This window comes from Salegentibacter salinarum (genome assembly GCF_900168115.1).
Taxonomy (GTDB): domain Bacteria; phylum Bacteroidota; class Bacteroidia; order Flavobacteriales; family Flavobacteriaceae; genus Salegentibacter; species Salegentibacter salinarum.
This window is the reverse complement of the sequence record NZ_FUZC01000023.1, coordinates 1-14,152: the sequence shown is the minus strand read 5'-3', so window position 1 is coordinate 14,152 and position 14,152 is coordinate 1. Positions and strand designations below refer to the sequence as shown.

The window sequence follows — 14,152 nt, the reverse complement described above, 5'->3', positions numbered from 1 at the left end:
GAGGAAAGAGAAAGACAGTCCCACAAAAATTAAATTTACATTTAAAAAGAGCAATGAAACCTACAAACTTTTTACTTGCAATTCTACTAATTACTACCACCTCCCTGGTTTCCCAAAGCATTGAGGTGGACAGTTTGCATCGACCGCGAAATTACCACATCCAGGTAAATCAATTTCAAGGATACCCTGATTCTAAACAGGATATAATATTCCTTGGCAATAGTATTACCGCAGGGACTAACTGGAATGAATTACTTGGATTACCTAATGCGAGAAATCGTGGAATTTCTGGAGACACCACCTTCGGAATTTTGGAAAGACTGGATGAAGTTATTGAAGGCGACCCTTCAAAGGTCTTTATTCTTATAGGTATTAATGATATTGCGAGAAATTATCCTGATGAGTTGATTATTTCGAACTATGAAAAAATAATCAGGAGGATTAAAAAAGGGTGCCCTAATACAGAAGTATTTATCCAAAGTATTCTGCCGGTTAACAATACCTTCACCAGATATAAAAATCATTATAACAAAGATGAACATATACTGGCCATAAATAAAGAATTGAAAAACTTATCGAAGACCAATAATGTTAACTTTATTGATATTCATCCACATTTCCTGGACGAAGAAAATCGCCTAAGCAGGAAGTTTACCGAGGAAGGTTTGCACTTAAATGCACTGGCCTATCAAACCTGGGCTGAGCTTCTTAAACCCTACTTAAAGTAAGCATTATTTAAAGGTGCTATAAATACCATAGAATATTTATAAAACTTATTCTGGAATAAAAAAGAGAGGGCTCAAACCCTCTCTTAGTTATTATATTGGATGAGTAAGAGGTTAAACCAAAACCTATATTTTATTCAGTACTCTTTCTGGATAATCAGTAATAATACCATCCACTTCCAGTTCCAACATCCTATTTATATCTTCCTCTTCATTTACTGTCCATGGAATTAAAACCATATTACGTTCTTTAATAGAATCTACAACTTCCTTACTCTTTAGTAGCTTATAATTAGGGCTGTAAATATCGGGAACGAATTCAAGTTTCTCTAAATTCTTATCTATACCTTCCTTTGAGACCAAATACGCAACTTCGGTATCAGGATATTTCTCATTTAAAATTTGTAAAATATGAACATCGAATGACTGAAGGTTAACCTTATCTTTAATGCCTTTTTCTACAACTATATTCATCACCAGGTCAACAAACTCATCTGGTTCCGGCTGAAAAATTCCATAATTCCTTTCGGAAGATTTAATTTCAATATTATATTTAACCTCATCTAAATCATTGACCTGAATATAATTTTCCACCGTATCGATTACCTCACTTAATAAAGGTTTATACGTTTTTTGAGATTTTTGATCTGGGAATAATCGGTTTTTTCTCGAACCACTGTCGAATTTCCGGATACTATCATAATCCATTTTATAAAGATTATAATCTTTCTCATTTTCTTTAGCGATACTATCTCCATCCGGGGTTAGCATATACAAAGCTAACATAACAGGTTCATGAGAAACAACAATTTTTTTATCCTGAGAGACCACAACATCCAATTCAAGAACGTCTGCACCTTTCTCTACTGCACTTAAAAAAGCAGGTATGGAATTCTCAGGTAAATTACCCCGATCCCCTCTATGCCCTTGGACCTGTACTTTTCCGGTCGCTGGATTATCCTTTTCCGGGCTGTGATCCTGGTTGTTTTCAGCGTTATTCTTACAGCTGAATGAAGCGATAAGAATCGAACATAATAGTAATCTAATAACTTTCATTTTTTATTTGAATTTTGGTTAATATAAACTCGTCAACTCCATATACTGACAAATGCAGCTAATTAAAAGAATTTTCCTGAATTGAATATTAAGGTTATTTTGTTAATAGTTATAAGGTTTAATTCTACACGTTTAATACCCTAAATCTAATTGGGATTTAACCGGTTCTATAGTCTTTTGATGTTCTTTATAGATATCTTTTATTTCTTCAATGATTTCAGGGTGATGTTCTCCAATTTCATATTTTTCCGAAGGATCGACATCAATATTAAACAATTTAGGAGTTTTGTGAACTTTTGGCTTCTCCTTTGAATAGGAAGGCTTAGTTATAAAATGAGCTTTCCAGCTACCCTTTCTAATTGCATATAACTCATCTCTTAAATAATAATAAACAACGTCATTGGCCTTCTTTTCTTCTCCGCTCAATAATGGCATAAGGTCTACACCATCCAGAGTACGATCCTCAGGCAAAGGTGACCCCACAAGTTTTAAAATCGTTGGATACAGGTCCATCGCATTCGTTATTGCATCAAAGGTTTGATTTGCCGGAATCTTTCCTGGCCATCGTACAACGGCAGGCACTCGAAACCCACCTTCGTAAGTAGAAGCTTTGCCTTCATAAAGTAGCCCGGCAGAGCCTCCGTTTTTTCCTCTTTTAAGCCAGGGACCGTTATCACTGGTAAAAACCACTAAAGTGTTTTCGTCGATATTTAATTCCTTCAGAGTTTTTAGTATTTCTCCTACGCTCCAGTCGATTTCCTCTACTACATCTCCATATAATCCCCTTTTACTTCTATTTTCAAAATCATCTGAAACATGTAATGGGGTATGAGGAAAGTTATTCGGATAGTACAAAAAGAAAGGATTATCCTTGTTAGCTTTTATAAAATCAACCACTTTTTCAGTATACCTTTTAGTTAAGAGTTTCTGGTTAGGGTCGTTTTCTATAATCTCTTTATTCTCATAAAGTGGTAATTTAGGCGCTTTTTTATAACGGGGAGGGAGCATATCATTAGAGTAAGGAATTCCAAAATAGTAATCAAATCCGTGATTTAGTGGTAGAAACTCGGGTAAATGCCCTAAATGCCACTTTCCAACTATTGCGGTAGTATATCCTTGCTCTTTAACTGCTTCTGCTATAGTTTTTTCAGATTGGGGTAAACCTCCTGTAGACCTTGGATAAAGAACGTTTCCACTGTTTTTTGAACCAGCCATGCCGCTGCGAATAGGTAACCTCCCGGTTAATAAGGCTGCTCTACTAGGTGTGCATATACTAGCCCCAACATAAAATTGGGACAACTTAGCACCTTCCTGCGCCATTTGGTCGATATAAGGCGTTTGAATGGTGGGGTGACCAAAAGAACTGAGGTCTCCATAACCCAGGTCGTCTACAAATATTACAATTATATTCGGGGGTCTTTCCTGTCCAAAAGATGGCCCAGTAATTCCTATGAGAAGCAAAAGTATTTTTTTGAAAATTGTCATTCATTATTGGTTTTAAAGTATATGTCTCGCATGCCGAACTTCCCTAATTAAATTAAACCTGCCGAGAAACAAACGGCAGGTTTTGGCTAATCATTTATAATAATAGATCTGTTCAAATGGTAAAATTTCATTTTCTTGAATGATAACTATTCTTACCAACCTGGGTTCTGCTCTAAATTTTCATTCAGTTCTAAATCTTCCAGTGGTAAGGGATAAAGATAATCCCTGGTTTCATCAAAATTTCCACCTTCAAATAACAGTAAATTTCCAGATGTACCATTTGTAAGTTGTCTTTCACTAATGTTTATGGTGGTGGTTACCTCATCTGGCGCGCCGGAAGCGTCTCCATCGTGAACATACACATCATAATTACCATCATTATCAAAGTCATGAGCCCCAAGTTCTGAAAAGTATATTCCTTCAATGGGGTCTTCAATTATTTGACCTTCTTTCCATCTCATAAGATCATCCCAACGCAAACCTTCATTAACCATCTCTACTCTTCGTTCGCGGCGAATTTCCAGTATCACCCCTTTATTTGGTCCTTCTACTTTCTCATAAAGGCTACCCTGATAAGGATCAGGATTGGCATTAGCCTCTGCCATATTTAAATGTGGTAACCCTACCCGATCTCTCAATTTATTAATTGAAATATCAAGATCCCCCTGGGTTAACGTGCCGAGCTCTGCTTTTGCTTCAGCATAGATCAACAAGGCTTCAGCATATCGGAAAAGTATTACGTCATTAAATGATCCACCGGACCCCCATTGCGGTCCTTTTGGAGGAAGGGCTTTTATTACCCGGTAACCCGTCCGTGTTATATCCAAATTGACTGGTTCAGGTTCATCAGAACCATACGTGGAAAAGTTAGGTCCCGCTGTAGTCTGGGTCAATCGGGGATCGCGATTTTGCATCTCTTCATAAAATTCCATGGTTTCATAACCAGATTGATCAGTAAAGGGCGTACCATCAGTCATTAAATAACTATTCACCAGGTCTTTTGACAAGCCCCATCTTCCCTGGGTAGGCGCTGTCATTCGGTATGCTAGATCATGTGTTCTTAATCCAAATTCGAAATCCACCGCTAAAATAGTTTCAGTCATATTCTGATCCTCCATTGCGAATAGTTCCTGGTATGCCTGGTCCTCCCCACCACTAGTATAAAGTTCATATGCCCCTGAATCCATCAACTGCTCTGCCGCTGATATTGCTTCTTCTAAAAATCTCTCATAATCATCCAATCCGTGATATTTCCTATATGTTCCTTCAAAGAGAGCGATACGAGCCTTTAATATAAGTGCAGTGTATTTGGTTATCCGGTTTAATTCTTTCTCAGCCGGTATATTTTCAATGGCATAATCAATATCAGCCATAATAGAATCCATTACCAATTCTCGTGAATCCCTGGCTTTTGATAATAATTCCTCGTCATCCTGGTTGATTACCTCCCCATACCAAGGCACATCTCCAAATCGTTGTACTTTTTCGAAATAAAAGTAAGCCCTGAAGAATTTTGCAATTCCCGAATACTTTGCCGTAGCTTCGACATCATCTACCCTATTGTAATTTTCAAGAAAATAATTAATCCTACGCAAATAACCCCAGGACCATCCTCCGCTACCTCGGTCGGTAGGTACTCGTCGTGTTCCTCTAAGTCTATCTCCTGCACTTACACCTAAAATATTATCTGAATCTGAATCGTCCATATATACGGATGTAGTTGGCAAAACATCATATAAGTCATTAGTATATGCTTCCAGGTCCGCCCCCGTATTGAAAAATTCATCTGAAGTCACTGCATCCCCTGGTGGCTGGTCTAGTATATCGGCATCACAACTTATCAATAAAAGCGATAAAGCCACTAACGAGGATACACGAATCATCTTTTTCTGTATATCTATTTTTTTCATTTTGAATATTGTTAATTTTTATATTTTGATAACCTTTTATTTCAAAGGGAAAATTATAAGTTGATTTGTAGACCTGCCGAAAAGGTTTTACCCATTGGATACAATTGGGTATCCGTTGCCGATCTTCCACTAACACTATTTGGATTGGAATAACTTACGTGGGCTCCCACCTCTTCCGGGTCCAGGTATTTCGTTAAACCTCCAAAACTCCACGTGAAAATATTTTCTCCACTAAGAAAAACTCTTAGCCTCTTTATATTGACCTTTTTAGTAAAAGTTGGTGGAATGGTGTATCCAAGGGTTAGGTTTTTAATTCTTAAATAACCAATATTGGTTAAAAAATGATCGTTATAATTATAAGACATACGACCGTTACTTAAAGCATTATATGCTCTTTGCCTTTGTGGGTAGATTCTATTTGGATCGTTTGGATGTGCAGGATCCCATACCTGATCCAATAGATCTTTTCTGATAAAAGATGTATAAGGTCTGTGAAAAGTTGCCCAGTACAATGGCCCGTTAGGGTACCAATCTTGTTTTGCAACCCCTTGACCAATAACGCTAAGGTCAATATTTTTCCAGGTTGCACTTATATTAAAACCAAATGGAAATTGCGGCAATGCATTTCCAATTGGTACCAAATCCCCATGGTCTTCCAGGGTATTATTTCCATTATCTATACTTCCATCACCATCAACATCTACATACCTAAGGTCTCCTCCTCTTAAGAGATTCCAGTCACTATTTGATCCGTAATCCAGAATTCCCCTATAAACTCTAAACAGGTTATCTCTTCCGTATTCACTTTGAAAAGCTGCAGCTTCCTCATCTGACTGAAACTGGCCATCGATACGATATCCCCATATTTCACCTACTTGCTGCCCTTCATAAAAAGTACTTAATAACCCATTTGGGTTATCAAATTTTGTTATTTCTGCCCTGTTATTGGACACATTTGCTTGAGCACTAAAAGATAATTCAGAACCTAAAACCATAAATTCATCATTATAGCCTAAAGTTACTTCAAAACCTCTATTTCGCATAGCTGCATAATTTCTTCTAGGCTCTGATGCACCAAAAACTGCAGGAAGCGGTTGACCAGGCAAATACATATCCCGTGTATTACGTTCGTATACTTCAAGCGAGGTAGTTAATTTATCCTCAAAGAATCCCATATTTAGACCAACATTTGTGGAAGTTATTTTTTCCCAGCCAATATTAGCCGGCAATGGAGAAGGTACCCTGGCATAGTTACTCTGTTCACCATCAAATAGCCAGTTTGTTCTACCCATTCCAATTAACTGCCTAAAGGTATTTACACCTACACTTTGATTTCCCAATTTACCATAAGAGGCTTTTAGCTTTAAAGAAGAAATTACACTTTCCAAAGAGGGCGTCCAAAAGTCTTCCTTATCGATGATCCATCCCCCGGCAATAGATGGAAATAACCCCCATCTGTTTTCTTCAGGAAAACGTGATGACCCGTCGTAGCGAGCATTAATTTCCAAAAGGTACTTACCGTCGTAATCATAGTTAAAACGACCAAAATACCCTTGAATAGCCCACTCCAGGGTAGAACCTTCCATATCTAACATTTCGGTTCCAAAAGCTATATTAGCCTTATCCCTGGTGAGTAAATCCTCAATTCTCATTCCCACTCTATCCCGGTCAAACTCTTCCTGGTTAAAACCGAGCATTACTTTAAAATTATGTTTATCTGCGATTTCCGTGGTATAGGTTCCGTAAATATTTATCGCAGTATAATAATCTTTCCAACGATATTCATTATGCCGATTAAGGCCTTCGTTTTCTAATAATTCTAGTTTATTTCCTGATAGGTAACTAAAAGGTTTATAAGAAAATGTTCTATCTGTTCTGTCAATGCTATAGTTATAATTCATATTTAACACTAAACCTTTGAGCGGCTTTATTTCAGCACCCAGGGTGTTCGTTTGATTTTCATATGTCCATTGACGATGAGCTGCGCCTTCTTTTAAGGCTCCTAGTCGACCAACATATCCGTTTCCGGTACGGCCTACACTTACACCATATCCATCGACAAAAGCGGGATGATTAGGAAAAAGGTCTCGCCATTTACTAACCCCAAATTCATCACCCCAACCATTTTTGGTTCCGGCATACTGTTCATCGTACCTACTGCTAAACCTACTTAAAGCATTTAATTCCAACCATTCATAAGGATTAGCAGTCAGTTTAAGTTGGAGATTGTATCGTTTCATTTCAGCATCCTGGATATTTTGAATTTTTTCTCTTTCATATGTTCTTCCAGAAATTACCCCCCTTAATTTCTCGGAACCCCCTGATACAGATATATTATTTATTTGATGCGATCTTCGATCTTTAAATAAAACATCATAAAAATCAGTGTTTCCAAAGAATTTATAGGTTCCGTCAGGTTGTTGTTCATAAAAAGGTTCACGTTCACCATTACCCACTTGTTGGGCAATTTCCCAGTCTTCATCTTCATAACAAACGTAACAGCCACTATGGTATGAACCTATAGCTTCATCTACCCATTTCGCATAGGTATAGGGGTTAGTCACAAAATCCGTTCGGGTAGTATTTGTTGTAAAGCCGATATTATTGGAGTACTCCACATTGAACTCACCTTCCTTACCTGATTTGGTAGTTATTAAGACAACCCCAAAGGATCCCCTGGCTCCATATATTGCCGCTGCACCTGCATCTTTTAATACTGTGACACTTTCAATATCATTGGGATTTATATTAGCGAGATCACCTTCTATCCCATCAATTATAATAAGCGGAGAGCCACCATTTATGGAATTAAAACCTCGAATATTGATCTCTGGAGTTGTTGAGGGATCACCACCGGAGGCCGAACGAATATTTAGTCCCGGCACTGCTCCTTGCAGAGAACTGGCAATATCGGCTGAAGGGCGCGCTTCGATGTTACCCAGATCTGCGGTACTAACGGAACCAACGAGGTTCTCTTCCCTTTGTGTACCATAACCCACAACTACCACCTCATCTAAACTTTCTGAATCTTCCTCCAGGGTAATATTAAATGTTGTTTGAGATGCAATAGTAACTTCTTTCGATTCATAGCCTAAAAAGGAAAAGACCAAAACAGTATTATTGCTATCCGAAACTGAGAGTAAAAATTCCCCGTCAAAATCTGTAACGGTTCCGTTGGACGTCCCTTTCTCCTGGACAGTAACCCCAGGTATTGGCATACCAATTTCATCAGCCACCACGCCAGAAACCTGTCTTTCCTGGGCATGTATAACCCAACCGCCAAGAACGAAGGTTAATAACATTAATCGTTGTAAAATTTTTTTCATAATTTTTGGATTAAATTTCAAAGTTAGGTTTGCAAATATTTTATTTAGTTTTCAGTTCTTCCTCTGATTAAAAGTTGTCCTTCCATTAATTTTATGTTAGCTAAATCTTGTCTAAGACCCGGCACAGCGGACGAAAACGATATAGTCAATAGAGAAATTGCCGAACTAAATCATTAATTCACATTAGGTTAACATAATCAAATGTAAAAAATAAAAACAAAAGAAAACAATTTAAAACCATAAAAACTTCTATTTATATTTTCATTTGTTATTTTTGATAGCGTTTTACTGTTAAGAATATAATAGAATGAATATAGAAACCATTCCAAATAGTTAGAAAACAGAAAATTCTTTAACAAAACTTAAAGATCCTGAAAAGGTTTTCAATATTATGCCTAATTGAATGGACTAGTTTTGAAGTTATGGCGAGAGGCAGAGGGGATTGAGAGTAGTAGAATAATATTACAAACGCCAGTTAAACTAGTTATAAGTCTATAATTCTAATTAAAAAATAGTTGCTTCCTTATTAAAATGAAAGTAAAAAAAAGGTGCTTTTGGGTATTTCTTTTATGTCTTCTTGGAATATCTGGCATAACACTTTCGGAACCGAACTTATTAACAGAGTTGCGAAAGATAGTCTTACCGTCTGAAATTTGCTTCTAGGTTTCGAACCTTATATTCCTCTCAATGGGTTTTTCCGGAAGATGATACCTACCCCTCAGGAGAAACCAACTTCCTCATTAGAAGAGCAAGATTGAAGTTCAAGGGTTTTGCTTATACTCTAAAACTTGAATATAAATTGGAACTCGGACTATCTAATCGAGACATTTCAGGCTCCAATGAATTTACTGGAAATGCTCCCCCGATATATTCTGGATACCGTTCTAAAGTGGAATTTTTAAAATTTCGTTTTTTGGACTGGACAGACTAAACTTCCAGGAAACAGGGAGAGGGTTATTCCTTCGGGAGATTTACAATTAGTAGATCGATCGCTTTTAAATAGTCGATTTAATATAGATCGAGATATTGGAGTCCAATTGTACGCTCCCCTCAATTTGGAAGAAAAATTCTTAATTAAAAAAGTTTTAAGTTTTTCTCAGGGTGAAGGGCGAAATATAATATCCGGGAACCTGGGAGGCTATCAATATAAGGGACGGCTAGAATTATTTTCCTTCGGGAATTTTAACGCTTATGAATAAGCGGATTTAGATCGATATAAATCAAAACACTTGCAAGAAGATTTACATTTGACCACAATATTAATGCGGTAAGAAATCGTTCCAATATGGGTAACTATATGCGTATAGACTTTGGATTCCACTAGACAGATATAAATACCTATTTTGTTGATGCAATGTTTAATATAAAGACTTATCCATTATGGGTGAATATGCAAATAGGATAGAAGAAAATCCAATAGCTCTAAACTCTGATGGAACACCTACCCGGTGCCATAATAAACGAGGGCATTGGTATTAACTTTCAAATTGGCTACCTACTTGACAATAATTACGAATTTGTAGGACGCACAACCCACATTGACCGAAAATTCGAGTTTCCAAACCACATCGAGAATCAATATACATTAGGACTATCCAAATATTTTAAAAAACATAAACTAAAAATTCAAACTGATATTAGTTTAAACGATATGGAAAATAGTCTTACCGACCGAACGCTATATAGACTTCAAATTGATTTCAACCTCTAGGTTAATTAGAGGGGTAAAATTCTATGCCTATCACAAATGGGAAATAAACTATAACGTAAGTAGCTGATTAAATACGGAAGAACCTCAAAAAATTTCCTTCACCTTAAAATTAAACAATTGTAATCTTTATTCCGTGTTCCTCTAGTGCCTCTCTTGTGAATTTAGAGATCCCGGTATCGGTTATAATTTCATCGATACTATCAAATCCACAGATCCTGCCAAATCCTCGTTTTCCGAACTTGGTAGAATCAGCAAGAACAATTGTTTTTTGAGAGACTTTTATCATTTCCCTATTAAGCCGCGCTTCCATCATATTAGCCGTGGTAAGTCCAAACTCCAGGTCAATACCATCCACACCTAGAAATAATTTTGAACACGAAAAATCAGAAAGATTATTCTCAGCATATAAACCGGTCACTGAAGAGGAACGTTTACGAAGTATACCACCTAATTGAATTACTTCAATTTCTTTATGTTGATTTAATTCAAGGGCTACATTTAGTGCCGGGGTTATAACAGTTAAATTTTCAAGAGGTTTAATGTTTTTAGCTAAAGACAGAACTGTAGTACCGGAAGCGATTAGGATAGAATCATTTGCAGTAACCATCTTCGCTGCTATTTCCCCAATTCCCATTTTTTCAGGAAGGTGAATTTTCTCTTTTTCATTCACATGTCTATCCGTTGTATACGGGTTAGTATGTGTTGCACCACCATGCATTCTATAAAGTAACCCCTTTTCTTCCAGGAATTTTAAATCCTTACGCACTGTTACAGAAGATACATCAAATTCATCACATAAGTCCTGAACCTTTACTTGTCCATCTTTATTAATTTTTTCAATAATTATTTGATGCCTATCTACTGTCCCCATTGAGTTGCGTGTATACTAAAGTTAATAGTAGCAAAATACGATATTTTCGTTGGACTCTCAAAATTGAATATATTTTTATACTATTTTACCATTGACGGTAATGGTTAAATCTTAGCTGCCCCTGATAAATCCTGCCATCAATCGTATAAGTATAGGCTGAATAGCAAGAATCCAGTTGTTTTTCCTTAAACTTTTTAATGTATGCACCATATAATTTTGCAGAATCCAGGTGTTTTAATTTTAAGTGCGCAATTGCCAAATTGCTATATTGTGAAACAATACTGCTATTCTTATTTATTTGAGTAAAATTGGAATCGAGAGGTTTGTTTTGGTAGTGTAGCAATGATTTCTTGTAAGTGTTTATAGCCTTTTCTGTATTGCCGCTTAAATCCTGGACAGCAGCTATTTGTTAAGCGCCGTTTTTCTATATTGCTAATCATTATTGACTTCTGCTAATTCTAACAATTTACTATCATAGAGAAGCCGCTTATCTGTCGTTACCGCTTGCTGCAGGTCTTCAAGTAAAGAGAGTGATCTCATCTCGAGCTCAGGAAGGCTGTTATTTTGAGCAAATTCAAGGGTTTTTTCAGATTGCTTATTGGCATCCTCATACAATCTGAATCGAACATAAATTAGTGCAATGGCTTCCCTAACCATTCTTCGGTTTTGTCATTCTCTCTTTTTCCCCTTAGAATATATGCTTCCGCAGCGTTGATTGCTTTAGTCCTATCAGAAAACCTGTCCTTACGAATAGAATCCCTAATATCATCAAAAGCTAATTGAGATAATTGCTCTTCGGTCTGCGAAAATGATGAAGCCCCAAAGATGAGGGCAAAAAGAAGAAATAGGTATATCTCATATACAGTGAGTAGCCAAAAAGGAAAATTATAACACTTTGATGTCAAATATACCAATTATAAAAAATAAATCTTTTAGTAAACTACCTCGGAGCAAGCTCACGAGGCATTCAGCAGGAACATTGTTTAATTTTCGAGACAGGGCTTGGTTTAATTGTATTCATATAAAGTAAACCTCTGTATAGAAACATCATCAATAAAAGAACGAATGTGCCTTCCTTGATGTGTTTGGTCTCCGTTTAAATGCTGAAAAACATTCCATTTCCCATCACGGAAATAACCACGATCTGTTTTTAAAATTCCTACTTGGGAATTAGGTTTTTTTAGGTTTGTCATTTTTAGAGAAACCCCATATCCCGCATAATAAAACTCATTTTCGGCTGTTTGAACAATAATTGCTGCCGATGGTTCCCAAATATCTCCACCCGAATTGGGCTCCCATCCTAAATTAAAGGTATGTTCTGCTGTGAACTCATAGTCGCCCAAGGTGAATGTCTTTTCATTTACTTCCTTATCCAACAAAACTCCTTCTATTTGATTTTGCCCTCTGTTAGCATCTAAAATGGGTTTGATTTGGTGAATTATTTCATACACCTCAGCTAATTTCTGTTCTTTTGGTGTTAAGGGTTCTTCGGATAATTGTTCTATGGAAAAAGGAGCAAATCCAAGCGCCTCATAGTGTCCAATAGCGTACAGAGCTTTTGCTGCTACTGTATTATCAAAATCATGTTCCGGTATGAATAATGGATTTCCCTGTCTTTCATATAAATCATTCCAATGCTTGAATCGGGGATTATAGAAATCGGGGGAATAAAAATCAATATTAGGAGATCCTGCTTTCCAGACATCAAGGATATGTGGAAGCGGACCTCCGCTTGGGTAATCTCCCGGTTTTACATCCGGACGATTGAGTGCGGCGTTGACATAAGCGGGTAATGGGTATTCTTTTTTTCCTGCTTCAGCCACCTCATCAGCAAAACGCGAAAAATAATAAGCCATAAAAATTTCATCTGTATGAAGTCCCTTTCCAAAAACTTCTTCCCAACTGCCTTGCTCTTTGGCTCCATTATCCTTCCAAATTTTAGAAAATTCAGGGTTTAAATTCTGTTCGTTATTAATTATATAATCCATTAGCTCTTTGGGGACTTCTTCCTTAAACTTTTGATTTGCGAGAGGGTGATAGTCTCTAGCCGATGGCAACATCCCTATTTCATTTTCAGGTTGCATAAGGATAACTGTATGATGGGAGCCATCAATTTTTTTAATATATCTAAGAAGATGTTGGTAAGCATTCAAATCTGCCTTTATATTATTTTCTGAAAAAGCTGAGAGAATCTCCTGGCTTTGCCCTTCTTTACTTACAGCCCGGGGAAATCGCTTTTGGTTTAACTTCACCCAGGATGGCACATGACTGGACATACTATTTTTATACGAGCCAAACCAAAGGACTACTAGTTTAAGATCATTCTTACGTGCTTCCAGAATTAAATCCTCTATTAGTTTGTAATCAAATTTTCCTTCTTCAGGTTCAAATAACTCCCAATAAATAGGAAGTAAAACTGTATTAAGATTCAGCTCTTTAAGCCGTGGCCAAACGGGTTCCATAGATTTCATAGTACTGGCTGTGGAATTCCCAAGCTCTCCTGCTACCAGAATATAGGGTTTGCCATCAACCACCAACTGGTATTTATTTCCTACCTGTTGTAAGTGAGGAATTTCTTCCTGCGCAACTAAATTTGAAACAAAAAATATTGTAAATAGGGTGAGGAATAAAATTATTTTCATAGAACACGTCATTCATACAATTGTGTAAACTTTTTTAATAATTCTACTAATCTAATATTTTAAAACAATAAAAGAGTTATCTTAAAGCAATTGAACTGAACTCCTAACATCTCACCTTTTGCGTAAACACAACAATTAGGCTTGATCCGTTTTAGATTTTACCAGAATTTTAGGATCGGGTAGAAAGGTAAGGATTATTTCCCTACCTGTCCTCCCACACCACCCAGCATACGGTTCCGTACTGGGCGGTTCCCTAATTTACGTTCTAACTTTAAGGTAATAGTCCAGAAGAGAAGTGTAACCAGCCTGTCTCAGTCTGTGGATGGTAATAGTCCTTTTGAGGATAAAGCTGTTAGCTGTATGCCAGTAGCTTTTCCTCGTGTTGGCATATTCCCACGCTTTCCACTTGTTCAGGCCAAGCTTGAT

Annotated in this window: 9 protein-coding genes; 2 read left to right on the top strand and 7 right to left on the bottom strand. The window is 36.9% G+C overall.

The window, feature by feature from the left end; translation table 11 throughout:
- Window positions 1-53 precede the first annotated feature (53 nt).
- Window positions 54-728, top strand: coding sequence for a GDSL-type esterase/lipase family protein (locus B5X53_RS17790; protein WP_079714566.1), 675 nt, complete (start codon window positions 54-56; stop codon window positions 726-728).
- A 123-nt stretch (window positions 729-851) separates the two neighbouring features.
- Here the strand turns inward: B5X53_RS17790 and B5X53_RS17785 are convergent, their stop codons facing one another.
- The 4 genes from B5X53_RS17785 to B5X53_RS17770 all read right to left on the bottom strand — a co-directional run bounded on the left by B5X53_RS17785 (window position 852) and on the right by B5X53_RS17770 (window position 8,502).
- Window positions 852-1,781 (bottom strand): glycerophosphodiester phosphodiesterase family protein, encoded by a 930-nt coding sequence (locus tag B5X53_RS17785; protein ID WP_079714565.1) that lies wholly within the window; start codon window positions 1,779-1,781, stop codon window positions 852-854.
- Between the two features lie 132 nt (window positions 1,782-1,913).
- Window positions 1,914-3,266 carry a sulfatase family protein gene (locus tag B5X53_RS17780; protein ID WP_079714564.1) on the bottom strand — a complete coding sequence of 451 codons (1,353 nt, stop codon included), beginning with the start codon at window positions 3,264-3,266 and terminating at the stop codon, window positions 1,914-1,916.
- 152 nt (window positions 3,267-3,418) lie between these two features.
- A complete protein-coding gene (locus B5X53_RS17775) occupies window positions 3,419-5,176 on the bottom strand; it encodes a RagB/SusD family nutrient uptake outer membrane protein (RefSeq protein WP_232764101.1) in 1,758 nt (585 codons plus the stop codon).
- Between the two features lie 53 nt (window positions 5,177-5,229).
- Window positions 5,230-8,502 carry a SusC/RagA family TonB-linked outer membrane protein gene (locus tag B5X53_RS17770; RefSeq protein ID WP_079714563.1) on the bottom strand — a complete coding sequence of 1,091 codons (3,273 nt, stop codon included), beginning with the start codon at window positions 8,500-8,502 and terminating at the stop codon, window positions 5,230-5,232.
- Between the two features lie 1,432 nt (window positions 8,503-9,934).
- On the opposite strand from B5X53_RS17770, the gene B5X53_RS19415 reads away from it, so the two are divergent.
- The gene (locus tag B5X53_RS19415) at window positions 9,935-10,213 is read left to right on the top strand and encodes a hypothetical protein (protein ID WP_232764102.1); all 279 of its coding nucleotides are present in this window, start codon (window positions 9,935-9,937) and stop codon (window positions 10,211-10,213) included.
- A gap of 109 nt (window positions 10,214-10,322) precedes the next feature.
- Here B5X53_RS19415 and B5X53_RS17760 read toward each other — a convergent pair whose 3' ends face one another.
- The 3 genes from B5X53_RS17760 to B5X53_RS17745 form a co-directional block, all read right to left on the bottom strand.
- Window positions 10,323-11,084 carry a DeoR/GlpR family DNA-binding transcription regulator gene (locus tag B5X53_RS17760; RefSeq protein ID WP_079714562.1) on the bottom strand — a complete coding sequence of 254 codons (762 nt, stop codon included), beginning with the start codon at window positions 11,082-11,084 and terminating at the stop codon, window positions 10,323-10,325.
- A 632-nt stretch (window positions 11,085-11,716) separates the two neighbouring features.
- Window positions 11,717-11,989, bottom strand: a complete 273-nt coding sequence (locus B5X53_RS17750; RefSeq protein WP_079714560.1) for a hypothetical protein — start codon at window positions 11,987-11,989, stop codon at window positions 11,717-11,719.
- Window positions 11,990-12,091: 102 nt separating this feature from the next.
- On the bottom strand, window positions 12,092-13,726 hold the full coding sequence (locus tag B5X53_RS17745) for a GH35 family beta-galactosidase (protein ID WP_232764103.1): 1,635 nt from the start codon (window positions 13,724-13,726) through the stop codon (window positions 12,092-12,094).
- Between the last annotated feature and the right edge of the window lie 426 nt (window positions 13,727-14,152).